Raw genomic sequence first — 24,956 nt, 5'->3', positions numbered from 1 at the left:
TCAGGCCACCGTCCGATGCAGGCCGGCGATCCAGTGCACGCCGGCCCGCTGCTCGACGATCCGTTCGGCCAGGTACTCCGCGTCGTCCGCAACGCCACCGAAGCGGCCCGAACCCCAGGTGTGCTGCCATGGGAGGCCGATGAAGTACAGGCCCGGTACGTTCGTCACCCCGCGCCGGTGGGTCGGATAGCCCTGGCCGTCGAAGACCGGCACCCGGATCCAGCCGTCATCCCGGCGGAAGCCGGTGCTCCAGACGACCGCCCCGATCCCCTGCAGGGACAAGGATTCCGGCACTTCGGACGGCTCCCAGACCGGTTCGTACCGCGCCTCCTCGAGAGCGTCGATCCGTTCGGCGGAGATGTACGCGTCGATCGCGTCCTTGATTCCTTCGGAGACGGCGTCCGCGTGGTCGAGGTTCTGCTGCAGATCGTCGGCGAAGTGCAGCGTGTCGCGGTCCGCGTCTAGCAGGCGGCCGTACAGGCGCATCCCTTCCCGGGCGAACTTCCGCAGGTCGATGTCGCGTCCGCCGTCGCGGCCAGTGACGTAGTGGTTCGCCCGCAGGCGCACCGCGTCGGCATCGTCGAACTCGTCGATCCCCTTGCAGTAGTAGCCCATCCGATCCAGCCAGGTCACCACGTCGAGGCCGCGGTAGCGCCTCGCCACCCGCGGCGCCGTACCGGTCGCGAGGTGGACCGTCCGCCCGGCCAGGTGCAGATCCTCGGCGATCTGGCACCCGGACTGGCCGGTGCCGACCACGACGACGTCACCGGGCGGCAATTGCTCAGGACGCTTGTACTGCGAGGAATGCAGCTGCACGACCTGGATCCGCTCGGCCAGCCGCGGGATCCTGGGCGACTGGTACGGACCGGTCGCGACCACCACCTGGCCGGCCGTGATCGTGCCGGCGGTGGTGCCGATCCGGAACCCGGCCTCGAGCCGCGTCGCTCGGACGCACTCGACGATCGGTACGTCGAACGCCCGGCGGTAGTCCTCCAGGTAGCCGACGATCTCGTCGCGGACCATGAAGCCGTCCGGATCCGGACCGTCGTACGGGAAGCCCGGCAGCCGGCACTGCCAGTTCGGGGTGACTAGGCAGAACGAGTCCCAGCGGCGGTTCCGCCACTCGCCGCCGACCCGGTCCGCCTCCAGCACCACGTGGTCCACGCCGTACCGGCGCAACTGCCAGCTGGTCGCAAGGCCCGCCTGACCACCGCCGATCACGACGACGGGATGGTGTGCACCGTCGGTGAGTTGCATGCCGGCTCCCGGGGTTTCGGTCTTTCCTGGATGTGTTCCAGTGAAGGACCGCCCGGTTGCCCCGCTGTTGCCCCCGGAACAAACTCAGGTTTCCGAATCGGCCGCCGGTGTTTCGCGTGGGTAACCACGCATCAGGGCAGTTTGCGTACCTCGGTGTCGTCGGGAGTGACGCGGCGGCCGTCGGCGGCGCGGACCTCGAGGGGCCGCAGCGGCTGCTGGTTTTCGCGATCCAGCAGCTGCGAATGCGGTTCGCCGGGCTCGAAGGCGAAGGTCTCGCCCCATTGGCGGAGCGCGACGATCACCGGGAAGAGCGCCTCACCCTTGGTGGTGAGGGTGTAGTCGCGGTCGGTGTGGTCGAGGATTCCGTTGTCCACCAGGGATCTGAGGCGGGCGGTGAGGATGTTCTTCGCGACGCCGAGGCTGCGCTGGAAGTCGCCGAAGCGGCGGCTGCCGTCGAACGCGTCGCGCACGATCAGCAGCGACCACCAGTCGCCGACCACGTCCACCGAACGCGCGACCGGGCAGCTCTCGTCGTCGAATCTGGTTCGTTTGACCATTCCACACCTCCTGGTTGCAACATGCTACCAACATCTCTTACGGTGGCAAGATGCAACCAAATCTTGGAGCTGGTGGACGGGTGCTGCTCGCGGTGGCCGCCGGTGTCGCGGTCTCGACCGTCTATGCCGCGCAGCCGCTGCTGGTCACGATCGGCGCCGGCCTCGGGGTCCGGCCGGAGACGGTCGGTGCGCTCGTGACCGTCACCCAGCTCGGCTACGGGCTCGGCCTGTTCCTGCTGGTGCCGTTGGGCGATCTCCTCGACCGGCGGCGGCTGATCCGCCTCCAGTTCACGCTGCTGGCCGTTGCGCTACTGGTCACCGGACTCGCCGGCAACGCCTTCATGCTCCTCGCCGGCCTGGCGGCGGTCGGCGCGCTCGCTGTCGTCACCCAGTCGCTCGTCGCGTACGGCGCCGCGCTCAGCGACCCCGCCGTACGCGGGCGTACGGTCGGCACCGTCACCACGGGAATAGTCCTGGGCATCCTCCTCTCCCGAACCACCTCCGGCATCCTCACCGACCTGCTGGGCTGGCGAGCCGTCTACCTGACCGCCTGCGCCGCGTGCCTGGTCATCGCCCTGTTGTTCGTCCGCTCTGCCCCGCAGCCCCGGACTCCGTTGAACTATCGGGAGCTCCTGCTTTCTACTGCTGGGCTTTGGCGGGAGCAACCGTTTCGGGAGAGTGCTGTTCGGGCGTTCTTCAGCTTCGCGTCGTTCAGCACCTTGTGGACTTCGATCGCCTTGCCGCTGAGCGAGCGCGGGTTGTCGCACACCGAGATCGGAGCGTTCGGGTTGATCGGGGCGGCGGGCGCACTGGCGGCGGGGCCGGCGGGCCGGTTGGCTGATCGGGGGTGGGGGCCGGTGGTGACGGTAGGCGCTTCGGTGCTGTTGGCAACGAGTTGGCTCGTGACGGCACATTCCCTGGTGGGGTTGGCGATCGGGGCCGTCCTTCTCGACCTCGCCGTCCAGGCGATCCACGTCACCAACCAGAGCATGATCTACCGGCCCGGCTCCGGCGGCCGGCTGATCGGGGCGTACATGGTGTTCTACTCGCTCGGCAGCGCCGTCGGGGCGATTGCCTCGACAGCGCTCTACGAACGCGCCGGCTGGACCGCCGTCTGCCTCCTTGGCGCGGCCTTCGGTCTCGGGGCGCTGGTCAGCTCAGTCCGAGCAGTTCGACGGACTTCTCCCGCATCTCGACCTTGCGGATCTTGCCCGTGACCGTCATCGGGAAGTCGTCCACGAGTACGACGTACCGCGGGATCTTGAAGTGCGCCAGCTTCCCGGTCGCGAACGCCCGTACGGCGGCGGCGTCCAGCGGCTCCACGCCCGGCTTCAGCTTGATCCAGGCGCACAGCTCCTCGCCGTACTTCTCGTCGGGTACACCAATGACCTGGACGTCGGCGATCGACGGGTGCGTGTAGAGGAACTCCTCGATCTCCCGCGGGTAAACGTTCTCGCCGCCGCGGATCACCATGTCCTTGATCCGGCCGACGATGTTCACGTATCCGTCGTCGCGCATCGTCGCGAGGTCGCCGGTGTGCATCCAGCGCGCCTGGTCGATCGCCTCCGCGGTCTTCTCCGGCTCGTCCCAGTACCCGAGCATCACGGAGTACCCGCGGGTGCACAGCTCCCCCGGTTCACCTCTTTCGACGACCAGGCCGGTCGCCGGGTCGACCAGCTTCACCTCGACGTGCGGCATCACCCGGCCGACGGTCGACGTACGGCGGTCCAGGTCGTCGTCGCGGCGGGTCTGCGTGGACACCGGGGACGTCTCGGTCATCCCGTAACAGATCGCGACCTCGGCCATGTGCATGTCCGCGACGCACCGCTTCATCACCTCGACCGGGCACGGCGACCCGGCCATCACCCCGGTCCGCAGACTGCTCAGGTCGTACTCGTCGAAGTCCGGCAGGCCGAGCTCCGCGATGAACATCGTCGGTACGCCGTACAGCCCGGTGCACCGCTCGTCCTGAACGGCCTGCAACGTCGCGGCCGGATCGAACGCCGGCCCCGGGATCACCATGCAGGCGCCATGAGTGGTGCAGCCCAGATTGCCCATCACCATGCCGAAGCAGTGATAGAAGGGCACCGGGATGCAGAGCCGGTCGTCGGCGGTGAACGCGATCGTCTCGGTGACGAAGAAGCCGTTGTTCAGGATGTTGTGGTGGCTGAGCGTCGCGCCCTTCGGGAAGCCCGTCGTACCGCTGGTGTACTGGATGTTGATCGGGTCGTCGAAGGACAGCTCGGCCTCGCGGGCGTTCAGTTCGTCGACGGTGATGCGATCGGCGTCGTCGCGGAGCGCGTCCCAGTCGCCGGTGCCGAGATAGATGGTTTCCTCGAGCGACGGGCAGTTCGGGCGCACCTCGTCGACCATCGCGCGGTAGTTGCTGGTCTTGAACTCGGTCGCCGAGACGAGCAGCCGGACACCGGACTGGTTCAGCGCGTAGGCGAGCTCGTGGGTGCGGTACGCCGGGTTGATGTTCACCAGGATCGCGCCCATCAGCGCGGTGGCGTACTGCGTGATCGTCCACTCGGCCTGGTTCGGCGCCCAGATGCCGACCCGGTCGCCCTGCGCGATCCCGCGCGCCATCAGGCCGCGGGCCACGAGTTCGACCTCCGCACCGAACTCGTCGTACGTCCAGCGCCTTCCGGTCTGGACCTCCACCAGCGCTTCGTGGTCGCCGTACGCCGCGATCGTCCGTCTGAGGTTCGCGCCGATCGTCTCGCCCAGCAACGGAACCTCGGACACCCCGGACGCGTACGACGGAAGGCTCATGCTTGTCATATTCACCCGCCACGAATGCCCCTGCAAGTGCACGTGCCGCAGGAAACAGGGGGTGGACGGCAAGCAATGTCCTTACCAACTCTCCGTCATATTCGGTCGCACAGCGTGGTTGGACCGTTACATTGGAGGAGAGAGGTGTGAGGCGATGGGCCGATCTGCCGAAGGTCATGCCCGCAGCGACCGTCCGCCCGGCCGCACAGCCGAGGCGGCGCAACGTACCGCTGCGGTGCGGGAACACGTCCAGGCGCTGGAGAACATCCTCGCCGGTGCGCTCGCCGTCGCTGTCCACGGTACCGATCTGCAGACCCTCAAACGGGCACCGCGGCGGGCTCCGCCGACCGTGTCGCCGGCTGATCTCGAGGCGCATCCCGGACCTGTCTGGGATGCGTTCGTGCCCCACCCGCCGTTTCGGTGGTGGGGTGCCCAGCGCCGGTTCGCGCGACGGCTCGCCGACGCGGAGGACCGGTTCGCGGAGGCGATCGAACGGCACCGGGCCGCCGAGGAGACCCGCCGCGAGCGGGTCACCAAGGCACTGCGGGAGCAGGTCGAGCGACAGCGCCGGCTCGACGAGACCACCGCGGAACAGCATGCGCGGATCGACGCGTACGAACGGGCCGTGGAGAGCCGGGCCCGCGCGGCGGTGACGCGGTACTTCACGAAGGCGCTGGACAGTCACCCGGAGCCGCTGGACTTCCCGCGGCGCCACAAGGTCGGGTACGTGCCCGAGTCGACGCTGCTCGCGGTCGAGTGGGACCTCCCGGACGTCAGCGTCGTACCTGCGGAGGCGTCGTACCGCTATGACCGCGCGTTGGACGCCGTACTGGCGGTGCCGCGAGACCCTGTCGAGCTACGACGGCTGTACCAGCAACTGGTCGCACAGCTCGCGTTGCGCGCGCTACACCTCGTTTTTGGCAGTGACCGGTACGGCGTGGTCGAAACAGTCGTGTTCAACGGCATGGTGGAGTCGGTCGACCTCACGACCGGTCAAACCGTACGGCCGTGCCTCATCACGCTGCGGGCGACCCGGGAGCAGTACCAGGCGCTCGTACTCGACCAACTCGACCCGGTGGCCTGTGTACGGCACTACTTCGCTGCTGAGGTCTCCCGGCACCCGGAGGAGCTGCAGCCGGTGGAACCGGTGCTGGAGTTCGACCTGACCGACCCGCGCATCGTCGAGGCGGTGGACGTGATCAGCGAGATCGACGCCCGCCCGAACCTGCTGGACCTGAGCCCGGAGTCGTTCGAGCACCTGGTGCACAACCTGCTGACCCGGATGGGCCTGGAAACCAGACTGTTCCGCCGCGGCACCGACGGCGGCATCGACTGCGTCGCGTACGACCCACGGCCGATCACCGGAGGCAAGTTCGTCGTACAGGCGAAGCTCTGGACCCGTACGGTCCCACCGTCGGCCGTCCGCGACCTCTTCGGCACCGTCGTCGACGCAGGCGCCACCAAGGGCATCCTGATCACCACCTCAGGCTTCGGCCCCACCAGCTACCAGTTCGCCAACGGCAAACCCCTCCAACTCATCGACGGCACCGCCCTCCTCTCCCTCTGCCACCTACACGACATCCCCGCGCGCATCGTTCGTAGAGCCAGTTAACTATGTTCTAAAAAGTGGCCATATGCCTGATATAGTGGGCAATGGAGGTTGATTGGCATGCGCTTCTCAGAGCCGGTTTCCAGTGTCGTCCCGGGACTCCACGGCCGGATTCTCGGCGTCCTCGCGCGCACCGATCGTGCACTGACCGGACGCGCGGTGGCGGGACTGCTGCATTCGCCCGCAAGCCCGAGCGGCGTACAGAAAGTGCTGGACGACCTGGTCAGCAACGGCGTTGTCCTCGCGGAGCCGGCCGGGCGCGCTCGGCTGTACACGCTCAACCGGGATCATGTAGCAGCTGACGCAATCGATCAGCTGGCGCGGCTCCGCGACGTACTTCTCGAACGAATCAAGGCAGAAGCCGACTCCTGGACGATACCTGCGACGGCGGTCTGGCTGTTCGGTTCGACAGCTCGCGGACAGGGCGACGCCGACAGCGATCTGGATCTCTTGGTTGTCCGGCCGGACTCCGTCGACGATTCGGATCCGACCTGGCTCGAACAGGTCGAATCACTCGCGGCCCACACAAGCCTGTGGTCCGGCAACTCGTGCGAGGTCGTCGAGTACAGCGCCGGAGAGGTCCAGGACCTCATCGGTCATCGAGCACGCCTCGTGACGGAGCTCAGACGGGACGCCCTGCCTATCGCCGGCGCCACCCCACAACAAGCCCTCAAGCGAAAGGCCGGCTAGTGCCAGCACTCGACGAAGCCCGAGCCCACCTGGCAAAGGCCCGCGAGTTCCTAGAAGCAGCTGAGCTGACCAACGACCTCCAGCTCTACAACGCAGCAGCATCCAACGCGGTCACGTCAGGCATCAATTCCAAGGACGCGATCTGCCTCGCCCTCACCGGCCGGAGCAAGAAGTCCGACAACCACGCCGAGGCGATCGCAGAGCTGAAGGGTGCCGGCGCCACCGGCCGGGACTGCAGTACGACGCTGTCCCGGCTGCTGAGGCTCAAGTCCAAGTCGCAATACCAGAGCGCCTCCGTCTCCACTGCGGACGCAGCCAAGAGCATCGAGTGGGCAGCCCGCCTGCTCGAAACAGCAGTGGCTGTCACGCCTAACTGACTCGGGCTTGGTGGCGATGCAAGACTGGCGGGCATGGACACAGGGGTGCGTGTTGTCGGGTCAGGGCAGGTCAGTGGTACGCCGGATGTGTTGCGGGTGACGTTCTCCGTGGAGCACTCGGAGCCGGACGTCGCTGGTGCGCTTGCGAAGGTGAGTGAGCGGACGGACGCGGTGACAGCCGTGCTCCGGGCGCAGGGTGTCGACCAGCTGGCGACCAGTGCGGTGAACGTGTACCAGGACTACCGGGAGCCGGGGGCGCCGACGGCGTTCCGGGCGGCGCACACGATTCACGTGGAGACGAAGGACCTGACCCGGTTCGGGGCGTTGCTGGACGCGGCTGTCGGTGCTGCGGGCAACGATCTCGGGCTGCACGGGATGCAGTTCGACATCGAGGACAAGTCGGCGCTGCTGGTGCAGGCACGCGAGCTGGCGTTCCGGCAGGCGCGGGAGAAGGCGGAGCACCTGGCCGGGCTGGCCGGGTACTCGCTCGGCCCGGTGACAACGGTGTCGGAGACACATAGCCCGGACGGCGTCCCCGTGGTCCGGATGCTGGCATCGAAGCCCTACGAGTCGAACCTGAACATCACGCCAGGTGAGCACACCGTCGAGGTTTCGCTGCAGGTGACGTTCGCCTGGGCGTAACGGGCGTCTCAAATCGCGCACAGGGGTTGCGCGGTGGGTTCCGTCGGCGAGACTTCTCTCATGTACGCACCGGCCCCGCTGCGGCGGCAACTGAGTCGGTCCGGGCTTTTGCTGCTCGGGCCGGCGTTCGTCGCGGCCGTTGCGTACGTCGATCCGGGGAACTTCGCCACCAACATCGCCGCCGGTGCGACGTACGGCTATTTGCTGTGCTGGGTGGTCGTCGGGGCGAACCTGATGGCCGTGCTGGTGCAGTACCTGGCGGCCAAGGCGAGCATCGCGACCGGGCGGACGCTGCCGCAGCTCTGCCGTGACCACTTCAAGCGCTCGACCTCGACCGGGCTGTGGGCGCAGGCCGAGATCGTCGCGCTGGCGACCGACCTGGCCGAGGTGGTCGGCGGGGCGATCGCGCTGAACCTGCTGTTCCACATCCCGCTGCTGCTCGGCGGCGTGATCACCGGCGCGGTGTCGTTCGGGCTGCTGATCTACCAGTCCAAGCGTGGGCAGCGCCCGTTCGAGGCGGCGATCATCGGCCTGCTCGCCGTCGTACTGCTCGGCTTCGTCGTCTCGACCGCGCAGGCCGGGCCGTCCGCGAGCGGCGTGGTCGGCGGACTCGTGCCGCGGCTGGACGGCACCCAGTCGCTCGTCCTCGCGGCCGGCATGCTCGGCGCGACCGTGATGCCGCACGCGATCTGGCTGCACGGCGCACTGGTCACCGACCGGCACTGGAAGGCGATCCGCTCCGACGACGGCAAATCCCGGGTACTGCGCGCCACCCGGCTCGACGTCGCGGTCGCGATGGCACTCGCCGGCGCGGTCAACCTGGCCATGGTCGTACTCGCCGCGGCTGCCCTGAAGGGCACCGGTGCCGACTCGCTGAACGCGGCCCACGTCGCGATCGGCGACCGGATCGGCCACCTCCCGGCGCTGCTGTTCGCACTCGCCCTGCTGGCCAGCGGTTTCGCCTCCTCGTCGGTCGGCACGTACGCCGGATCCGTGATCCTGGACGGTTTCCTGCAGCGCCGCGTACCGCTCGCCGTACGACGGCTGGTCACACTGACGCCCGCGCTGCTGGTGCTTGCGATCGGCATCGACCCGAGCCGCGCGCTGGTGATCTCGCAGGTGGTGCTGAGCTTCGGCATCCCGTGCGCGCTCTGGCCGCTGGTGAGATTGACCGCATCCCGGCGCGTCATGGGCGACCTCGTCAACCGCCGGGCGACTACTCTCACCGCATGCCTGGTAGCCACCGCCGTCACGGCCCTCAACGTCGTACTGATCGTGCTGACCGTGCGAGGCTGACGTGACCCGGGTGTTCGCCGTGAGCGACGTCCACGGCCACCTGGAGAAACTGAAGCCCGCGCTGCATGCGGCCGGCCTCACCGATGCCGACGGCAACTGGGCCGCCGAGGACACCCGGCTGTGGTTCCTCGGCGACTTCTTCGACCGGGGTCCGGACGGCATCGGCGTACTGCGGTATGTGCGCGAGCTGATCGGCCAGGCACCGGAGGGCGCCGTCCGGATGCTGCTCGGGAACCACGAGATCCTCGCGCTCGGGATGCACAGGTTCGGCGACACGTTCGTCCCGCACGACGGCATCACGCTGCGCAGCTTCGAGCGTTCCTGGGCGCTGAACGGCGGCCAGGACCGCGACCAGGAGCTGCTCACCGACGACGAGGTGGCCTGGCTGCTCGACCAGCCGTTCCTCGCGCAGGACGCGGACCAGCTGCTGATGCACTCGGACACCGCGGAGTACGTCGAGTGGGGCGACACGCTCGACCAGATCAACACCACGGCCCGCGCCGAGCTGCACTCCGACGACATCGAGGTGTGGTGGGAGATCTGGCGCCGGATGACGTCGCGGTACGCGTTCCGCGGCGACAGCGGCCCGGAGGTCGCGCGGATCATGCTGCAGCACCTCGGCGGGACGCGGATCGTGCATGGCCACAGCATCATCGCCGACCAGCTGCACATCGACCCGGAGTTCCTCACTGGCCCGCACCTGTACGCCGACGGCCTGGTGCTGGGCATCGACGGCGGCGCCTTCGACGGCGGGCCGTGCCTAGTCGTCGAGCTCTCGGCCGAGTGACGCGACGACGGCGTCCAGGCAGGACCGGAAGGTCTGCTGCCCGCGGCCGTCGATCCAGCGGCTGAACGCGTTCTGGAACACCGCCGAGCCGATCTGCGCCAGCAGGTTCGCGTCCTCGGCGGACAGCCCGCGCTCCACGAGCCCGTCATGTAGCGCCGCGGTGACCGAGGCGAGCTTGGTCCGCTCGCGCTCCTGCAGCTCGGGACTCGCGGCGATCACGGCGCGGCGTACGTCGGTGTCCTCGGCCAGCTCGGCCAGTAACTCGCCGACGGTCGCGGCGGCCTGCAGCACGGCGGGCCACGGGCGGACGTCGGCGTCGACGGCCCGGAGCGCGTCGAGCACCGCGGCCGGCAGCCGTTCGGAGCCGGCGAACAGCACCTCGCGCTTGTCCGGGAAGTAGCGGAAGTACGAGCGCCGGGTCAGGCCGGCGTGCTCGGCGATCTGGTTGACGGTGACCGCGTCGTACCCGTGCGCGGCGTACAGCTCGAGCGCGGCCTTGCGCAGCCGCTGCTCCGCACCCGGGTCCCATCGCGCCATGCCCGGAGTCTAGCAAGCGTGATGTCTCAGGGTGTTATCGTGAGTGATGACACTGTGAGACATAAGGAGTATTCGGATGATCTGGATTCTGGGCGCGACCGGCCGGACCGGGCGGGAGATCGCGCGTGCGGTGGCGGCCCGTGGCGGTACGCCGGTGCTGGTCGGGCGCAGCGCGGAGCGGCTCCGGAAGACGGCCGCGGACCTCGGGCTCGGTGCCGCCGAGGTGGTCGCGACCGCTGATCCGGCGGCGGCGATCGCCGCGGAGCGGCCGGCCGTGGTGGTGAACACGATCGGCGGGTACGCCGAGACCGCCGTACCGATCGCGCGGGCCTGCCTGCCCGGCGGGCATTACGTTGACCTGGCCAACGACCTGGTCGCGATGCCGCGGTTGCTGGCACTGCACGACGAGGCGGTGGCGGGCGGCAGTACGTTCGTGACCGGGGCCGGGTTCGGCGTACTGGGGACCGAGGCGGTGGTCGCGTGGCTGTGTGCGGATCGGCCGGCGCCGGTTCGGGTCCGGGTGGACGCGCTGCCGTCGGTCGCGATCACGGCGGGTCAGCTGGGCGAGGCGCTGGCGCGGTCGATCGTGTCGGGGCTGACGACGGGCGGCCGGCGGTACGAGGGCGGTCGTCAGGTCCCGGCGCGGCTGGCTGCCGAGCCGCGGACGCACGCGTTGCCGGACGGGCAGACGGCGAAGTCCGCGGGCGGTCCGACCGGCGAATTGCTGGCGGCGCACCTGGCGAGCGGAGCGCCGGACGTGGTGGCGACGAGTGGTCTGGTGCCGTCGGCGCCGCTGGTCCGGGCGATCCTGCCCGCCGCCGGTGCGCTGCTGAGGATCCCGGCGCTCCAGCGGTTCGCCGTACGGCGGATGGCGGCGATGGAGTTCAAGCCCGCACCGCGGCCGCGCGAGCACTCGTGGGGACACGCGGTCGTGACGTGGGCGGACGGTACGACGCGCGAGGCGTGGCTGCGCGCCGACGACGCGATGGACTTCACCTCGGCCGCGGCCGCCGAGACCGCCGTACGACTGGCCCGCGGCGAGGGCCGGCGCGGCGCGTACACGCCGGCCTGCGCGCTCGGGCCTGACCTGGCCGAAGCCGCGGGGGCCGCCATCTCGCAGCCGTGAGTGCGGGAATGGCCGGCGGGCGCGCGGGGTTGTCGGTGGTTATGGCGGAGAAGACTGTGAAGATTCCCGGGCCGGACCACCCGATCACCGTGGTGAAGAATCCGGACCGTGTCGTCGTGAAGGTCGGTGACCGGGTCGTCGCGGACACCCGGGACGCGCTGTCGCTGCAGGAGGCGAACTGCCCCGCGGTGCAGTACATCCCGCGGGCGGACGTCGACTTCACGCAGCTCGAGCGCACCGACCACCAGACGTACTGCCCCTACAAGGGCGATGCCTCCTATTACAGCCTCCCGGACGCGGAGAACGCGGTCTGGACGTACGAGCAGCCGTACGACGCGGTCGCCGACATCCGGGAGCACGTCGCGTTCTACCCGGACAAGGTGACGATCGAGATCATCGCCTGAGGAAGTTCTTCAGCACCGGAGCCAAGGCCTCCGGAGGTACGGCGTGCTGCTGGCCGGGCAGGTCGGCGTACGTCGCGTTCGGCAGGATCTCGGTGACGCGGTGCGCGGCGTCGATCATGAACGGCGCGGTCGCGGTGCCGGCGAGGACGAGCGTGTCCGGCGTGACTCGTCGCAGCAGCGCGACCGGCGTACCGCCGTGGTCGAGGGCGTGCCCCATGACGGCGAAGTCGTAGGGCAGCGTCGGCGCGACGTCCGCCAGGCCGGGCGTGGCGGCCACTTGCTGCGCGACCTCCTTCGGGAGACCTGTCATCAGCAGGAACTGCTCGACCGCGTCCTGGTTCCGGCCATCGCGGAGCGCCTCGATCACCTGGCCGCCGTCGTCGTCCGTGTCCGCGTTGTCCGGGCCGTACGGCGGCTCGTGCATGACGACCTGGCTGAACGGCAGCGTGACCGCCGCGATTGCCGCGAGCGCGGCCCCGGACGAGTGCCCGTAGATGGCCGTCGTACCACCGGTCGCCGTCAGCAGCGCGGCGATGTCCTCCACCTCGCGTTGAACGTCGTACGGCGCCGTGTCCCCGGAGTCACCGCGGCCGCGCCGGTCGTACGTGATCACCTCGTACTCGTCCGCCAGCGCTTCGGCCAGCGGGCGGTGCGAGTTCCGGTCGCACAGGGCGCCTCCTACCAGGATCACCGGGCTCCCGGTGCCCACGCGGTCGTACGCGATCGTCGTACCGTCCGCGGACGTCACTTTCTCCATCTGCTCCTCCTTGGCTGCTGTCGGACGGTACGTCGGAGCGGGCCGCGGCATTTCGACATAACCGTTGGCGAGTGACCGGTCCGGGTGGTTCACTGCTTCGCGATGATTACCAGAGTCGACGACTACCTCCACGCTGTCCCGCTGTCCGGGGCGGAGCCTGAGCAGGTCGGTCCCTTCACCTTGTTCCGCAGTACGACGGTCTGGCCGTACTACGCGCGCCCTGTGCCCGGTTCCGGCGTCACGATCGAGCCTAGCGACGTCGAGCTGGTGCGGAAGCGCTGCGCCGAGCTGGACATCCCGCTGGCCTTCGAGTGGGTCGTGGAGACCTGCCCGTCGCTGGGAGACGCTGCGGCGGCTGCCGGGCTCGAGGTCGTTCAGCACCCGTTGCTGGTGCTGGACCGTGCTGACTTCCGTCCTGCCGTGGCTGATGCGCGCTGTGAGGTCCTGTCTGGTGACGAAGACGTCATCCGCCAGGCACGGGCTGTCGTCAACCTGGCCTTTGGCGAGTCAGGTACCGCCGTTGGGAACGCAGGGCCTGCTGAGCGGGACACTGCGGCCGCCCAGATCTCAGACGAGATGGTGGCGACGTTACGCGAACGGGTGAGCCGTGGCCTGTTTGTCGGCGCTGGAGCGTTCACCAAGGACGGCCTGGTCGCTGCTGGTACTCACCAGCCGGTTGGCACGGCTAGCGAGATCGTCGGCGTCGGCACGCTGCCCGCGCTCCGGCGACGCGGCCTGGCCGCAGCCGTGACCTCAACGCTCGTCCAGCACGCGTTGGACAACGGTGTGGACCTCGTACTGCTCTCGGCCGAGGACGACGCGGTGGCTGCGGTCTACGAGCGCGTCGGCTTCCACCGGATCGGCCACACCGGAGCAGCCGAGTGACGGGGAGCCCGAGCACCCGCCTCGTCGTACTGCGTGGCAACTCGGGCTCCGGCAAGAGCACAACAGCCCGTACGCTCCGCGAGCAGCTCGGACGCGGTACGGCGTGGGTCGAGCAGGACCACCTGCGCCGCATCCTGCTGCGCGAGCACGACGTACCGGGCGGGCTGAACATCGGGCTGATCGACCTGAACGTCAGGTACGCCCTCGACCACGGGTACGACGTGGTGCTCGAGGGCATCATGAACGCCGGGCGGTACGGCGACATGCTGCGGCGGCTGACGGGCGAGCACCGCGGGACGACGCTGCACTACTACTTCGACATCCCGTTCGCGGAGACCGTCGTACGGCACGGGACCCGGGACATGCCTGGCGTCGACCCCGCGATGATGCAGGAGTGGTACCGCGAGCGGGACCTGCTGGACGGCGTCGAGCAGACCGTGATCGGCCCGGACAGCGCTCTCGACGAGACGGTGGCACGGATCCTGACCGACCTCCGCGCGGATCCCGTACCTTTGGAAGGATGAGCACTACCGAGCCGACCCGCCCCCGTACCCTCGCCGAGGCACTGCGGGGCTGGGACGACGCCGCGCTCGGCGAGCTGCTCCGCCGCCGGCCCGACCTGGCGCTGCCGATCCCGGCCGACACCGGGCAGCTGGCCGCGCGGGCGACCAGCAACGCCTCGGCGGCGCGCGCGATCAATCGGCTCGACGAGTTCGGTGTGGACCTGTTGGAGGCACTGTCCGCGCTGCCCGAGCCGGTCGACCTGGAGGCGCTGGCGCAGGGCGTCGGGCAGCCGACGGAGGTCGTCCAGCCGCGGGTCGCCGAGCTGCTGGAGCTTGCCCTGGTGTGGGGCACCGAGGACGACCTGCGGTCGATCCGGGCAGTGCACGAGCTGCTCGGGCCGACACCGGCCGGGCTCGGTCCGAGTACGACGCGGCACTTCGGCGACCTGGACAAGCTGATCGACGACGCGGGACCGGACGCGCGCGCCGTACTGGAGAAGCTGACGTGGGGTCCGCCGACCGGTTCGGTGGAGAAGGCGGACCGGCCGGTGACGATCGCGTCCGCGCGGACGCCGGTGGAGCGGTTGCTGGCGCGCGGGCTCGTCGTACCGAAGGACCCGAACACCGTCGTGCTGCCGCGGCAGATCGGGCTGCATCTGCGGGGCGGACGGGTGCTGGCGTCGACCCGTCCGGTGCCGCCGCCGGTGGACGGCAAGAAGGTGTCGGCCGCGATCGCGGACCGGGCTGCCGCCGGTGCTGCGCTGGACGTGGTGCGACTGGTGGATCGGGCTTTGGAGCAGCTGGGGACGGAGCCGCCGCCAGTGCTGCGTACTGGCGGCATTGGGGTCCGGGAGGTCCGCAGTCTGGCCGGGAAGATCGGCGCCGAGGAGCATACGGCTGCGGCTGTGCTGGAATTGGCCTATGCGGCCGGGCTGGTCGCTGCGGTCGAAGTCGGTAACGGCGAGCTCTGGCTGCCGACTAGTGCTTACGACGACTGGCTCGAGCTGGACCTGGCGCATCGGTGGGCTCAGCTGGTGGTTGCGTGGTTCTCCGGGCTCAGGGCAATCGGGCTGATCGGACGGCGCGACAGCACGGGCAGTACTGCGGCTGCGCGCGAGCGGCTGATCAACGCGTTGGCCCCGGACCTGGAGCGGTTGCTGGCGCCGGAGATTCGCTTGCTGGCGCTGCAGGCGCTGGCTGACGCCGGCTCGGGTACGGCGCCTGCACCGGAGACTGTGGTGACGTGGGTGGCCTGGCACCGGCCTCGGCGTGGCGGCCAGTTCCGCGACGACCTGGTCGAGTGGAGCGTGTCTGAGGCGGCTCTGCTTGGGCTGACGGGGTTGGGGTCGTTGGCGAAGCATGCGCAGCCCTTGCTCGGTGCTGAGCCGACGGTTGACGAGCTGGCCGAAGCGATCAGCCCCCTGATGCCGGAGCCGGTTTCTGAGGTGTTGTTGCAGGCTGACCTCACGGCTGTTGCTCCTGGTCCGTTGGTGCGCTCTGTGCAGGACGAACTGTCAGCCATGGCCAATGTGGAGTCGGACGGCGGTGCTGGCGTCTACCGGTTCAGTGAGAGCTCTGTGCGACGTGCTTTCGACCTAGGGCGTACGGCTGAGCAGTTGCACGCGTGGCTGGCGGAACACTCACGTACTCCGGTGCCGCAGCCGCTGGCGTACCTCGTCGACGACGTAGCGCGGCGGCACGGCGTACTGCGGCTGGGGACGGCTTCGACGTACCTGCGGTGTGACGACGAGGACGTGCTGACGCACCTGATCAGTTCGAACCTGCCTGGCGTGCGCTTCCGCCGGTTGGCGCCGACGGTCGTGGTGTCTCCGTCACCGCCCGACATGGTGCTCAGCCGGCTACGGGACGCCGGGCTGGCGCCGTTGGCGGAGACGTTCGACGGTGCGCTGCATGTGACCGGTACGCCGCGGCGGGGCGAGGCGCCACGTCGCCGTACCAGCCGGGACTTCAACGAGAGCGCCTTCGACCTCACCGACGACCAGGTGAAGGCCGTGATCGAAAAGGTCCGCACCGGCGACCGCATCGCCGCCGAACGCCCCGGCGACGAGGGCCTGGTCGAGCCCGCCGCCCCGGCCGAGACCATCGCGATCCTGACGAACGCCGCCGAGGCCCACACCCGCACGTGGATCTCGTACGTCGACCACAACGGCCACGCATCCGAACGCATCGTCGAACCGGCCCGGGTCGCCGACGGCTGGCTGACGGCGTACGACGAAAGCACCGAAGCACCCCGCACCTACGCCCTCCACCGAATCTCAGCCGCCCGCCCCGTGGAGTGAGGGGTTTGGCGGGAGCAGGCACAATGGAGGGTCGGGTGTCGTGGATGGGAGCTGTGGTGACGGACGGTCCTTTGATCGTGCAGTCGGACAAGACCTTGTTGTTGGAGACGGCGCATGCGGACGCCAACGAGTGCCGGAAGGCGATTGCGCCGTTCGCCGAGCTGGAGCGTGCGCCGGAGCACGTGCACACGTACCGGCTGACTCCGCTCGGGCTGTGGAACGCGCGGGCCGCGGGGCATGACGCGGAGCAGGTGATCGACGTACTGCTGCGCTACAGCCGCTACCCGGTCCCCCACTCGCTGCTGGTCGACATCGCCGAGACCCTGGACCGGTACGGGCGCCTGCGGCTGGAGAAGCACCCGCAGCACGGCCTGGTGCTGGTGACGACCGACCGGCCGGTGCTGGAGGAGGTGCTGCGCAGCAACAAGGTCAAGCCGATGCTGGGCGAACGGCTCGACGACGACACCGTCCAGGTGCATCCGTCGGAGCGCGGCCACCTCAAGCAGACCCTGCTGAAGCTGGGCTGGCCCGCGGAGGACCTCGCCGGGTACGTCGACGGTGAGGCGCACCAGATCGACCTGGTGACGGACGGGTGGGAGCTCCGCCCGTACCAGGAGCAGGCCACCGACTCGTTCTGGCACGGCGGCTCCGGTGTCGTCGTACTCCCCTGTGGCGCCGGCAAGACGATCGTCGGCGCGGCCGCGATGGCGCAGGCGTCCGCGACCACGCTGATCCTGGTCACGAACACGGTGTCCGCGCGGCAGTGGAAGGACGAGCTCCTGCGCCGTACGACGCTCACCGAGGACGAGATCGGCGAGTACTCCGGGGCACGCAAGGAGATCCGGCCGGTCACGATCGCGACGTACCAGGTGATGACGACGCGGCGGAAGGGCGTGTACACGCACCTGGAGCTGTTCGACGCGCGCGACTGGGGCCTGATCGTGTACGACGAGGTGCACCTGCTGCCGGCGCCGATCTTCCGGATGACCGCGGACCTGCAGACGCGGAGGCGGCTCGGGCTGACCGCGACGCTGGTCCGCGAGGACGGCCGCGAGGGCGACGTGTTCTCGCTGATCGGGCCGAAGCGGTACGACGCCCCGTGGAAGGACATCGAGGCGCAGGGCTGGATCGCACCGGCGGACTGCGTCGAGGTGCGGGTGGACCTGGAGCAGACCGAGCGGTTCGTGTACGCGACCGCGGAGCCGGAGGACCGGTACCGCCTGGCTGCGTCCACGCCCGCGAAGTCCAAGCTGGTACGCCGGATCGCCGAACACCACGCGGACGAACCGCTGCTGGTCATCGGCCAGTACATCGACCAGCTGGACGAGCTCGGCGAACGCCTCGAATGCCCCGTGATCAAGGGCGAAACCACCGTCCGCGAACGCCAGCGTCTCTTCGACGCGTTCCGGCACGGCGAGATCACCCGCCTGGTGGTCAGCAAGGTCGCGAATTTCTCCATCGACCTCCCGGAGGCGTCGGTCGCCATCCAGGTCTCCGGCACCTTCGGCTCCCGCCAGGAAGAGGCCCAGCGCCTCGGCCGAGTCCTCCGCCCCAAGGGCGACGGCCGCACCGCCCGCTTCTACTCCATCGTCGCCCGCGACACCATCGACGCCGAATTCGCCGCCCACCGCCAACGCTTCCTCGCCGAACAGGGCTACGCCTACACCATCGTCGACGCCGAAAATCTCTTCGCTTGAGGCAGCTGCCCGACGAGGCGACCGAGCTACTGCACCAGCTGAAGGCGCCGCGACGTTTGATGGCTCACCTTCGGTTGGTGCACGACGTCGCCTGCGAACTGACGGACTGGCTCGATGAGACGTACCCGGCGATCACGTTCGACGCGACCGCGGTCCGGTTCGGCGCGGCCACCCACGACATCGGCAAGGTACGGCACCCGGAGGAGCTGTTCGCGCCCGGACATCTCCACGAGGCGGCAGGCGAGCAGCTGCTGCTCGACGCCGGCGTACCGCCTGACCTGGCGCGCTTCGCCGGCTCCCACGGCACATGGGGCGGTGAGTCGCCGCTGGAACACCTCCTGGTCAGCCTCGCCGACAAGGTGTGGAAGGCAAAGCGTGTGCCTGATCTGGAGCAGCTCGTCGTCGAGCGGATCGGTGGTGAGCCGTGGGAGGTGTTCCTGCGGCTCGACGACTTGCTCGACGGGCTGGCGGCGGGTGCCGACGAGCGGCTCGCGTTCCAGAACAGGTGACGGCCTACTCGCCCAGGCGGGTGTGGATGCCGTTGAAGTGGGACTTCATGGAGGTGGCGTAGGTGGTGGGGTTGCCGGATTCGAGGGCTCTGAGGAGGTCTCGGTGCCAGGCGGCGGCGTCGGAGGGGGTGTAGCGGGCGCCGGGGAGGCGGGCGTCTACCTGGGCGAAGGTTCGCCAGAAGACGGACAGTAGGTCGATCACCAGGGCGTTGCCGAGGGGTTCGTAGAGGGCCTGGTGGAAGGCCCAGTCCTCGTCGGGGAAGTAGTGGCCTTCGGCGGCCTGGGCTTCCATCCGTTGGACGATGGGTTCGAGGGTTTCGTACCCGTGCTGCTTGAAGTGGTCGACCACGTCGTCGGCGAGGCCGACCTCGATGGCCTGGCGGACCTCCAGGACGTTCTGTACGTCGCGGAGGTCGCCGGCCATCGACTGGGACATGCGGAAGGCCAGGCCGTCCTCCAGCGACTGGAGGTTCACCTCGCCGACGTACGTGCCGTACCCGTGCCGGATCTCGATGATCCCGACGGCCTGCAGTGCCTTCATCGCCTCGCGGAGCGGGTGCCGGCCGACGCCGAGCTGCGCCATCAGCTCCTGCTCGTTCGGCAGCGGATCTCCGGCCTTCAGCCCACGCTCCAGGATGTACGACTTCATCGCGTCCCGGATGAAGGACTGGTTCCCGGCCGCACCGCGTGCCCGACTGAGTCCACCCGTTGTCACTGCCGGCCTCCCTTGGACCCCGTTGGACCGCTCAGTGTAATCCGGCGCGGTCCAGCAGCGGCCGGATCGCTTCGATCTCCGTGTCGTTCAAAGGAATACAGGGGTACGCCGTGAGCGGGCAGTCGATCACGCCCAACAGGTAGAGGCCCGCCTTGAACGCGCCCAACGCCGACGAACTCGCGCCCATCCGGAACCGATCCGGGACCTTGATGATGTCGAACAGCCGGAACAGCCGGTCCTGCTCGTCCCGCGCCGCTGCCGCTTCGCCGGCGATGGCTGACTTGAAGAGCCGTACGTAGCCGGCGGGGTCTACGTTGCCGAGGCCGGGTACGACGCCGTCGACGCCGAAGGCCAGGGACGAGTCGACCGTTACCTCGGAGCCGGTCATGATCGTCAGGTCCAGCTGTTTCTCGCGGCGTTGGAGGACGAGCTCACGCAACGAGGTTTCCTGGCCGGACGAATCTTTTACTCCCGCGATCACGCCCTGTTCGCCTAGGGAGGTGATGAGGGATGCGGGGAGTTTGGTGCCGGCGCGTGGGGGGATGTCGTAGGCGTAGAGGGGGGTGTCCTCCGCCAAGGCCTTGAGCCGCACGAAGTGGCGCTCGATCTCGGCGGGATGTGTGGCGGCATAGAAGGGGGCCGTGGCGACCAGGCCGTCCACTCCGGCTTTCAGGGCGGCCGAGACGTGGGCGGCGACGCGGTTGGTGGAGGTGTCGATGACGCCGGCCAGCACCGGGACCTGTCCGGCGACCGTCGCGACCGTCGTCTCCAGTACGACCTGGCGCTGCTCGTCCGTCAGGAACGTTCCCTCGCCGGAGGTGCCGAGCACGAACACCCCGTCCACACCCCCGGCCAGCTGGTACTCGATCAGCCGCGCCAGCGATGCGGTGTCGACGTCGTACGACGGGGTGAGCGGGGTGACCAGCGGCGGTACAACGCCGGACAGCCGGGCGGACTCGGTCAAGAGAAACTCCAACCTCTAAAGGGCGAATGTGGCGAAGCGCAAGGTCGCGAACGAGGACGTCTCACCGGCCTCGTAGAAGATCCCGACGGAGCCGTCCGGGAGCAGCACCAGATCGGAGTACCCGGCCATGCCCTCGTGCACGACCAAGGCCGGTTTCCAGCACATCCCGGCGTCCTCGGACACGAAAACGGTCAGTTCCCGGCGGGACGTCGGGTTCACCGGCGTGGACAGCAGCAACCGCCCGTCGGGCAGGCAGAGCACGCTGCCCTGGATCCCGGGTGCGGTGATCTCGGGGATCCCGGCGTACGGCGCGTCCAGGGTCCGGCCACCGTCCGACGACCAGGCGTGCACCCGGGCCGGACCGGTGCCTTGGTGGTTGCGGGCATTGAAGTAGAGCCGCCCGTCCGGCAGCTCGGCGACGGCGGTCTCGTTCGCGTTGATCTCGGCGCCGTCGTTGCGGTCCACGAACCCGACCGACCAGGTGACGCCACCGTCGTCGCTGTAGATGCAGTGGCCACCGTTGAGGCCCTCCGCCGGCGCAAAGGAATGATTGGCCGGTACGACGAGACGCCCCGAGCGCAGCGTGATGCCGTGACAAGGACCCGTCGCGTACCACCCCCAGTCGTCCGGCTTCACCTGCGCCGTGATCTCCACGACCGAGGACCACGAAGCACCGTCGTCCGGCGAGCGCTGCACGAAGACCCGCCGGCCGTCGACCGGATCGGTGCCCCGGGCAAGCGACAGCTCGACCGCGTCCGCGCCGTTCTGCACGGTCACGAGCACGATGTCGCCGGTCCCCGGGTCGAACAGCGGCACGGGGTTCCCGCAGGTCTTGCCGGGTGCTGCGGACACCACCTGCAGCGGCAGCCAGGTCCGGCCGCCGTCAAGCGAGCGCCGCAGCACGACCTCGATCTCACCGGCGTCGCCCGGCCCGTGCAGCCGGCCCTCGCAGAACGCGAGCAGCACCGAGCCACGCGCCAGCACCGCCGGGATGCGGAAGGTGTGGTACCCGCTGCCCGCCGGATCGAAGATTTCCGAAGCGCCGACTCTTGAAGACATAGGACGTACTATGTCATGGTGTGGCCCTCCGATGGAAGTGAGGCCTCATGCCGGTCAGCAGAAGAAGTTTCCTCGGTGGCGGTCTGGCCGCCGCCGCTGTCGCGGTCACGGGTACGCCGCTGCTGGCGGGGTGCGCGTCCGACAAGAAGACCACCGCCGCCGCGAACGCGGCCGTGAAGCTGCCGACGTACGTGAAGTACGGCGAGGTGAAGCCGGACCTGCCCGGCACCGACGTCGTACTGGACGGGTTCCTGAAGTACCCGGCGAACCCGGTGCAGGCGATCGCCGACGCCCCCGGCGACGGCAAGCCGATCACGTTCATGACGAACATCCCCGGCGCGATCCCGCCGGCCGCCGACCAGAACCAGTTCTGGCAGGAGGTCAACAAGCGCCTCGGCTCCGAGCTGCAGATCAGCATGGCGTCGAACGACGAGTACAAGGACAAGTTCGCGACGAGAATCGCGGGTGGGGACCTGCCGGACATCCTGAACATACCGACCGACACCCCGCAGATTCCCGGGCTGGTGAAGTCCAAGTGCATGGACCTGACCGAGCACCTGTCCGGCGACGCCGCGAAGAAGTACCCCTTCCTCGCCAACATCCCGACCGAATACTGGAAGGGCTGCGTCTTCAACGGCGCGATCTACGGCGTCCCGGTGCCGCGCGGCATGTCCCGGACGTCGCTGCCGCTCTACCGCACGGACCTGCTGGCCGCGAAGGGCATCAACGACCCGGCTCCGAAGAACTTCCAGGAGTTCTTCGACCTCTGCAAGGAGATGACCTCGGCGAAGGACAACCGCTGGGCCTGGACCCGGGTCCCCCTGTCGTACCTCCGGATGATGCTTGGTCTGCCCAACAACTGGAAGCAGGACGGCGGCAAGTTCACCTCGATGTACGAGGCGGACGCCGGCACCGACGCACTCGAAGCGGCTCGCAAGATGGTTGCCGCCGGTGTCGTCAACCCGGATGCGTTCAACGACAAGGCGAGCGCCCGCAAGCAGTGGTTCAACGGCGGGATCGCGGCCTTCGACTACGACAGCTTCGTCGCCTGGAACCAGTACTACAGCGACAACACGGCCGGGCCGGCGTTCGGCGTGAACATGCTCGACGTACCCGGATTCTCCAGCGGTGAGGGCAAGCCGTGGATGGGTGCGGCGTTGAACAACGTGACGTCGTTCAACAAGGACAGCAAGCACTCCGCGGAGACACTGCTGAAGGTCGCGAACTGGATGGCGGCGCCGTTCGGCACCGAGGAGTACCTGTTCCGCAAGTACGGGGTGGCCGGTCGGCACTACACCTTGCAGGGCACGGACCCGGTCCCGACGAAGGTCGGTACGGTCGAGACCGGCATCGGCCTGCAGTACATCAGCGACTCCACGCTGGCGCTCTACTGGGCAGGCAAGCCCGACGTCCCGCAGAAGCAGCACGCGATCCAGGAGAAGGTCGCGGACCGGCTGGTGTACGACGCGTCGTACGGCCTCTACTCCGACACGTCCTCGAAGAAGTCCGCTCAGCTGGTCAAGGCGATGAACGATCTGGAGAACCAGATCGTTCAGGGAAAGAAGCCCGTTTCGGACTGGGCCGCGGGAGTCAAGACGTTCCTGTCGTCCGGCGGTGAGAAGATCCGCGGCGAGTTGCAGGACGCGTTCGCCACGGCGGGCGGGAAGTAATGCTGCAACGGACCTCCAAGCGACCGCGGCAGCGGTTGAGTCTCGGGCGGCGGCTGCTGCGGGACCGGGTGCTGCTGCTGTTCGCGCTGCCCGGTGTGGCGCTGATCATCGCGTTCCACTACGTGCCGCTGCTGGGCAACGTGATCGCGTTCAAGGACTACCAGCCGTTCCTCGGGATCGGCGGCAGCGACTGGTCGGGCTGGGAGAACTTCAGCGTGATCTTCAACGGGGACCCGGCGTTCCTGCGGGCGTTGAAGAACACGCTGATCCTCACCAGCCTGCAGTCGGTGTTCGTGTTCCCGGCGCCGATCCTGCTGGCGCTGCTGCTGAACTCGCTGTTCTCGGAGCGGATCAAGCGGATCGCGCAGAGCATCCTGTACCTGCCGCACTTCATGTCGTGGGTGATCGTGGTCGCGCTGTTCCAGCAGATGCTCGGCGGCAGCGGGCTGCTGAACAACTACCTGCGCTCGCACGACCTGTCGACGATCAACATCATCGGGAACTCCGAGCTGTTCCACGTGCTGCTGACGTCGCAGATCATCTGGAAGGACACCGGGTGGGCGACGATCCTGTTCCTGGCCGCGCTGTCCCAGATCGACTCGCAGTTGTACGAGGCGGCGAGTGTGGACGGCGCGACCCGGCTGCGGCAGTTGTGGCACGTCACGCTGCCTGGGCTGCGCGGGATCATCATCCTGCTGTTCATCCTGCGGCTGGGTGACTCGCTCACGGTCGGGTTCGAGCAGATCGTCCTGCAGCAGCAGGCGGTCGGGCGGGACGTCAGCGAGGTACTGGACACGTACGTCTACAACAACGGTGTGCTCGGCGGCGCGTGGGGCGTCGCGGCGGCGGTCGGCCTGGTGAAGGGCGTCGTCGGCGTGATCCTCGTACTGACCGCGAACAAGGTCGCGCACATCTTCGGCGAGCAAGGGGTGTACCAGCGATGAGCCGGAAGATCGTCCAGGGCGTACCAATGCCCGGCTGGCCGATGCGGATCTTCAAGGGCCTGGTCCTGCTGGTCTTCTGCGCGGTCGTGATCGTGCCGTTCGTCGGGGTGATCTCGACCAGCGTCGCGCCGAACAAGCAGATCAACGAGTCCGGCGGCCTGGTGCTGCTGCCGAAGTCGGTCAACTTCCGGGCGTACGAGTCGCTGTTCGCCGGCGGCGTGGTGACCCGGGCCCTGTTCGTCAGCATCTTCGTGACGATCGTCGGCACGTTGCTCAGCCTGATCGTGTCGTGTCTGCTCGCCTACGCATTGTCCCGGCCCGGCTTCACGGCGGGCCGGCCGATCCTGCTGATCGTGCTGTTCAGCATGCTGTTCTCGCCCGGCATCATCCCGCTGTACCTGACGGTCAAGGGCGCCGGGCTGCTGGACAGCATCTGGGCGCTGATCGTGCCGACGATGATCAGCGCGTTCAACGTCGTCGTACTGCGGGCGTTCTTCATGAACCTGCCGAGCGAGATCACCGAGAGCGCCCGGATCGACGGGGCGGGTGAGCTGATGACGTTCTCGTACATCGTGCTGCCGCTGTCGAAGGCCGTACTGTCGGTGATCGGGCTGTTCTACGCGGTGGCGTACTGGAACGCGTTCTTCTCCGCGCTGCTGTACCTGAACGACTCCAAGCTGTGGCCGTTGCAGCTGGTACTGCGGACGTACGTCATCAACGACACGCAGCTGGGCAGCGCGGAACTCGGCACCGAGTTGCTGCCGCCGCAGGCATCGATCCAGATGGCGATCCTGGTGGTGTCGATCGTGCCGATCCTGATCATCTACCCGTTCCTCCAGCGCCACTTCGCGAAGGGGGTGCTGACCGGCGCGGTGAAGGGCTGAAATTCGGTTCCT

General features: G+C 68.6%; 25 protein-coding genes. 17 read left to right on the top strand and 8 right to left on the bottom strand.

Annotated features, from left to right (window positions below):
• Both ACFV9C_RS27775 and ACFV9C_RS27770 read right to left on the bottom strand, forming a co-directional pair.
• Nucleotides 1-1,257, bottom strand: coding sequence for an MSMEG_0569 family flavin-dependent oxidoreductase (locus ACFV9C_RS27775; protein WP_380198197.1), 1,257 nt, complete (start codon nucleotides 1,255-1,257; stop codon nucleotides 1-3).
• Nucleotides 1,258-1,388: 131 nt separating this feature from the next.
• Entirely contained in the window at nucleotides 1,389-1,814 is a 426-nt protein-coding gene (locus ACFV9C_RS27770; RefSeq protein WP_380198194.1) for a winged helix-turn-helix transcriptional regulator, read from the bottom strand.
• Nucleotides 1,815-1,864: 50 nt separating this feature from the next.
• On the opposite strand from ACFV9C_RS27770, the gene ACFV9C_RS27765 reads away from it, so the two are divergent.
• Nucleotides 1,865-3,031: an MFS transporter gene (locus ACFV9C_RS27765; protein WP_380198192.1), complete on the top strand. Its 1,167-nt coding sequence runs from the start codon at nucleotides 1,865-1,867 to the stop codon at nucleotides 3,029-3,031.
• Here the strand turns inward: ACFV9C_RS27765 and ACFV9C_RS27760 are convergent.
• Entirely contained in the window at nucleotides 2,967-4,589 is a 1,623-nt protein-coding gene (locus ACFV9C_RS27760) for an AMP-binding protein (protein ID WP_380198191.1), read from the bottom strand. The genes ACFV9C_RS27765 and ACFV9C_RS27760 overlap by 65 nt on opposite strands.
• Before the next feature lie 154 nt (nucleotides 4,590-4,743).
• Here ACFV9C_RS27760 and ACFV9C_RS27755 point away from each other — a divergent pair, with 154 nt between their 5' ends.
• The 6 genes from ACFV9C_RS27755 to ACFV9C_RS27730 are packed head-to-tail and all read left to right on the top strand — an operon-like array spanning nucleotide 4,744 to nucleotide 9,990.
• The gene (locus ACFV9C_RS27755) at nucleotides 4,744-6,201 is read left to right on the top strand and encodes a restriction endonuclease (RefSeq protein ID WP_380198190.1); all 1,458 of its coding nucleotides are present in this window, start codon (nucleotides 4,744-4,746) and stop codon (nucleotides 6,199-6,201) included.
• A gap of 57 nt (nucleotides 6,202-6,258) precedes the next feature.
• Complete coding sequence (locus ACFV9C_RS27750; protein ID WP_380198188.1) at nucleotides 6,259-6,888, top strand: nucleotidyltransferase domain-containing protein; 630 nt, start codon at nucleotides 6,259-6,261, stop codon at nucleotides 6,886-6,888.
• Nucleotides 6,888-7,265 (top strand): HEPN domain-containing protein, encoded by a 378-nt coding sequence (locus ACFV9C_RS27745; protein WP_380198186.1) that lies wholly within the window; start codon nucleotides 6,888-6,890, stop codon nucleotides 7,263-7,265. The genes ACFV9C_RS27750 and ACFV9C_RS27745 overlap by 1 nt, the downstream gene beginning before the upstream one ends.
• 33 nt (nucleotides 7,266-7,298) lie before the next feature.
• The gene (locus ACFV9C_RS27740; protein WP_380198183.1) at nucleotides 7,299-7,907 is read left to right on the top strand and encodes an SIMPL domain-containing protein; all 609 of its coding nucleotides are present in this window, start codon (nucleotides 7,299-7,301) and stop codon (nucleotides 7,905-7,907) included.
• 60 nt (nucleotides 7,908-7,967) lie between these two features.
• Nucleotides 7,968-9,203 (top strand): Nramp family divalent metal transporter, encoded by a 1,236-nt coding sequence (locus ACFV9C_RS27735; RefSeq protein WP_380198181.1) that lies wholly within the window; start codon nucleotides 7,968-7,970, stop codon nucleotides 9,201-9,203.
• Between the two features lie 19 nt (nucleotides 9,204-9,222).
• The gene (locus ACFV9C_RS27730; RefSeq protein WP_380198179.1) at nucleotides 9,223-9,990 is read left to right on the top strand and encodes a metallophosphoesterase; all 768 of its coding nucleotides are present in this window, start codon (nucleotides 9,223-9,225) and stop codon (nucleotides 9,988-9,990) included.
• On the opposite strand, the gene ACFV9C_RS27725 is transcribed toward ACFV9C_RS27730, so the two are convergent.
• Nucleotides 9,964-10,527: a TetR/AcrR family transcriptional regulator gene (locus tag ACFV9C_RS27725; RefSeq protein ID WP_380198176.1), complete on the bottom strand. Its 564-nt coding sequence runs from the start codon at nucleotides 10,525-10,527 to the stop codon at nucleotides 9,964-9,966. The genes ACFV9C_RS27730 and ACFV9C_RS27725 overlap by 27 nt on opposite strands.
• A 76-nt stretch (nucleotides 10,528-10,603) precedes the next feature.
• Between ACFV9C_RS27725 and ACFV9C_RS27720 the strand changes: the two genes are divergently transcribed.
• Together ACFV9C_RS27720 and ACFV9C_RS27715 are read left to right on the top strand one after the other, a co-directional pair.
• Nucleotides 10,604-11,653, top strand: coding sequence for a hypothetical protein (locus ACFV9C_RS27720; protein WP_380198174.1), 1,050 nt, complete (start codon nucleotides 10,604-10,606; stop codon nucleotides 11,651-11,653).
• A gap of 41 nt (nucleotides 11,654-11,694) precedes the next feature.
• Nucleotides 11,695-12,057 (top strand): DUF427 domain-containing protein, encoded by a 363-nt coding sequence (locus tag ACFV9C_RS27715; RefSeq protein ID WP_380198171.1) that lies wholly within the window; start codon nucleotides 11,695-11,697, stop codon nucleotides 12,055-12,057.
• Here the strand turns inward: ACFV9C_RS27715 and ACFV9C_RS27710 are convergent.
• Nucleotides 12,047-12,814, bottom strand: a complete 768-nt coding sequence (locus tag ACFV9C_RS27710) for an alpha/beta fold hydrolase (protein ID WP_380198170.1) — start codon at nucleotides 12,812-12,814, stop codon at nucleotides 12,047-12,049. The genes ACFV9C_RS27715 and ACFV9C_RS27710 overlap by 11 nt on opposite strands.
• A 102-nt stretch (nucleotides 12,815-12,916) precedes the next feature.
• Between ACFV9C_RS27710 and ACFV9C_RS27705 the strand changes: the two genes are divergently transcribed.
• The 5 genes from ACFV9C_RS27705 to ACFV9C_RS27685 are packed head-to-tail and all read left to right on the top strand — an operon-like array spanning nucleotide 12,917 to nucleotide 18,708.
• Nucleotides 12,917-13,699, top strand: coding sequence for a GNAT family N-acetyltransferase (locus tag ACFV9C_RS27705; RefSeq protein WP_380198168.1), 783 nt, complete (start codon nucleotides 12,917-12,919; stop codon nucleotides 13,697-13,699).
• Nucleotides 13,696-14,223 carry a kinase gene (locus tag ACFV9C_RS27700; RefSeq protein WP_380198166.1) on the top strand — a complete coding sequence of 176 codons (528 nt, stop codon included), beginning with the start codon at nucleotides 13,696-13,698 and terminating at the stop codon, nucleotides 14,221-14,223. The genes ACFV9C_RS27705 and ACFV9C_RS27700 overlap by 4 nt, the downstream gene beginning before the upstream one ends.
• A complete protein-coding gene (locus tag ACFV9C_RS27695) occupies nucleotides 14,220-16,502 on the top strand; it encodes a helicase-associated domain-containing protein (protein WP_380198164.1) in 2,283 nt (760 codons plus the stop codon). The genes ACFV9C_RS27700 and ACFV9C_RS27695 overlap by 4 nt, the downstream gene beginning before the upstream one ends.
• Nucleotides 16,503-16,558: 56 nt before the next feature.
• Nucleotides 16,559-18,199 carry a DNA repair helicase XPB gene (locus ACFV9C_RS27690; RefSeq protein WP_380198162.1) on the top strand — a complete coding sequence of 547 codons (1,641 nt, stop codon included), beginning with the start codon at nucleotides 16,559-16,561 and terminating at the stop codon, nucleotides 18,197-18,199.
• Nucleotides 18,196-18,708: an HD domain-containing protein gene (locus ACFV9C_RS27685; protein WP_380198160.1), complete on the top strand. Its 513-nt coding sequence runs from the start codon at nucleotides 18,196-18,198 to the stop codon at nucleotides 18,706-18,708. Before ACFV9C_RS27690 ends, ACFV9C_RS27685 begins: the two co-directional genes overlap by 4 nt.
• Nucleotides 18,709-18,712: 4 nt before the next feature.
• Here the strand turns inward: ACFV9C_RS27685 and ACFV9C_RS27680 are convergent, their stop codons facing one another.
• The 3 genes from ACFV9C_RS27680 to ACFV9C_RS27670 are packed head-to-tail and all read right to left on the bottom strand — an operon-like array spanning nucleotide 18,713 to nucleotide 21,446.
• Complete coding sequence (locus ACFV9C_RS27680) at nucleotides 18,713-19,423, bottom strand: FadR/GntR family transcriptional regulator (RefSeq protein ID WP_380198158.1); 711 nt, start codon at nucleotides 19,421-19,423, stop codon at nucleotides 18,713-18,715.
• A 31-nt stretch (nucleotides 19,424-19,454) separates the two neighbouring features.
• On the bottom strand, nucleotides 19,455-20,387 hold the full coding sequence (locus ACFV9C_RS27675; RefSeq protein ID WP_380198155.1) for a dihydrodipicolinate synthase family protein: 933 nt from the start codon (nucleotides 20,385-20,387) through the stop codon (nucleotides 19,455-19,457).
• Nucleotides 20,388-20,402: 15 nt separating this feature from the next.
• The gene (locus tag ACFV9C_RS27670) at nucleotides 20,403-21,446 is read right to left on the bottom strand and encodes an exo-alpha-sialidase (RefSeq protein WP_380198153.1); all 1,044 of its coding nucleotides are present in this window, start codon (nucleotides 21,444-21,446) and stop codon (nucleotides 20,403-20,405) included.
• 47 nt (nucleotides 21,447-21,493) lie between these two features.
• On the opposite strand from ACFV9C_RS27670, the gene ACFV9C_RS27665 reads away from it, so the two are divergent.
• Genes ACFV9C_RS27665 through ACFV9C_RS27655 form a run of 3 tightly spaced genes read left to right on the top strand, consistent with a single transcriptional unit; the run spans nucleotide 21,494 to nucleotide 24,944 of the window.
• The gene (locus tag ACFV9C_RS27665) at nucleotides 21,494-23,116 is read left to right on the top strand and encodes an extracellular solute-binding protein (protein WP_380198151.1); all 1,623 of its coding nucleotides are present in this window, start codon (nucleotides 21,494-21,496) and stop codon (nucleotides 23,114-23,116) included.
• Nucleotides 23,116-24,060, top strand: coding sequence for an ABC transporter permease subunit (locus ACFV9C_RS27660; protein WP_380198149.1), 945 nt, complete (start codon nucleotides 23,116-23,118; stop codon nucleotides 24,058-24,060). Before ACFV9C_RS27665 ends, ACFV9C_RS27660 begins: the two co-directional genes overlap by 1 nt.
• Nucleotides 24,057-24,944, top strand: coding sequence for a carbohydrate ABC transporter permease (locus tag ACFV9C_RS27655; RefSeq protein ID WP_380198147.1), 888 nt, complete (start codon nucleotides 24,057-24,059; stop codon nucleotides 24,942-24,944). The genes ACFV9C_RS27660 and ACFV9C_RS27655 overlap by 4 nt, the downstream gene beginning before the upstream one ends.
• The last annotated feature ends 12 nt before the right edge of the window (nucleotides 24,945-24,956 follow it).

It is taken from the genome of Kribbella sp. NPDC059898 (assembly GCF_042730855.1).
Classification (GTDB): domain Bacteria; phylum Actinomycetota; class Actinomycetes; order Propionibacteriales; family Kribbellaceae; genus Kribbella.
This window is presented reverse-complemented; position numbering and strand designations above follow the sequence as displayed.

Bases quoted from the DNA above. Each gene is read 5' to 3' on its own strand.
- ACFV9C_RS27775 (WP_380198197.1), bottom strand. From the start codon at position 1,257: ATGCAACTCACCGACGGTGCACACCATCCCGTCGTCGTGATCGGCGGT.
- ACFV9C_RS27770 (WP_380198194.1), bottom strand. From the start codon at position 1,814: ATGGTCAAACGAACCAGATTCGACGACGAGAGCTGCCCGGTCGCGCGT.
- ACFV9C_RS27765 (WP_380198192.1), top strand. From the start codon at position 1,865: ATGCAACCAAATCTTGGAGCTGGTGGACGGGTGCTGCTCGCGGTGGCC.
- ACFV9C_RS27760 (WP_380198191.1), bottom strand. From the start codon at position 4,589: ATGAGCCTTCCGTCGTACGCGTCCGGGGTGTCCGAGGTTCCGTTGCTG.
- ACFV9C_RS27755 (WP_380198190.1), top strand. From the start codon at position 4,744: ATGGGCCGATCTGCCGAAGGTCATGCCCGCAGCGACCGTCCGCCCGGC.
- ACFV9C_RS27750 (WP_380198188.1), top strand. From the start codon at position 6,259: ATGCGCTTCTCAGAGCCGGTTTCCAGTGTCGTCCCGGGACTCCACGGC.
- ACFV9C_RS27740 (WP_380198183.1), top strand. From the start codon at position 7,299: ATGGACACAGGGGTGCGTGTTGTCGGGTCAGGGCAGGTCAGTGGTACG.
- ACFV9C_RS27735 (WP_380198181.1), top strand. From the start codon at position 7,968: ATGTACGCACCGGCCCCGCTGCGGCGGCAACTGAGTCGGTCCGGGCTT.
- ACFV9C_RS27725 (WP_380198176.1), bottom strand. From the start codon at position 10,527: ATGGCGCGATGGGACCCGGGTGCGGAGCAGCGGCTGCGCAAGGCCGCG.
- ACFV9C_RS27720 (WP_380198174.1), top strand. From the start codon at position 10,604: ATGATCTGGATTCTGGGCGCGACCGGCCGGACCGGGCGGGAGATCGCG.
- ACFV9C_RS27715 (WP_380198171.1), top strand. From the start codon at position 11,695: ATGGCGGAGAAGACTGTGAAGATTCCCGGGCCGGACCACCCGATCACC.
- ACFV9C_RS27710 (WP_380198170.1), bottom strand. From the start codon at position 12,814: ATGGAGAAAGTGACGTCCGCGGACGGTACGACGATCGCGTACGACCGC.
- ACFV9C_RS27705 (WP_380198168.1), top strand. From the start codon at position 12,917: ATGATTACCAGAGTCGACGACTACCTCCACGCTGTCCCGCTGTCCGGG.
- ACFV9C_RS27695 (WP_380198164.1), top strand. From the start codon at position 14,220: ATGAGCACTACCGAGCCGACCCGCCCCCGTACCCTCGCCGAGGCACTG.
- ACFV9C_RS27670 (WP_380198153.1), bottom strand. From the start codon at position 21,446: ATGTCTTCAAGAGTCGGCGCTTCGGAAATCTTCGATCCGGCGGGCAGC.
- ACFV9C_RS27665 (WP_380198151.1), top strand. From the start codon at position 21,494: ATGCCGGTCAGCAGAAGAAGTTTCCTCGGTGGCGGTCTGGCCGCCGCC.
- ACFV9C_RS27660 (WP_380198149.1), top strand. From the start codon at position 23,116: ATGCTGCAACGGACCTCCAAGCGACCGCGGCAGCGGTTGAGTCTCGGG.
- ACFV9C_RS27655 (WP_380198147.1), top strand. From the start codon at position 24,057: ATGAGCCGGAAGATCGTCCAGGGCGTACCAATGCCCGGCTGGCCGATG.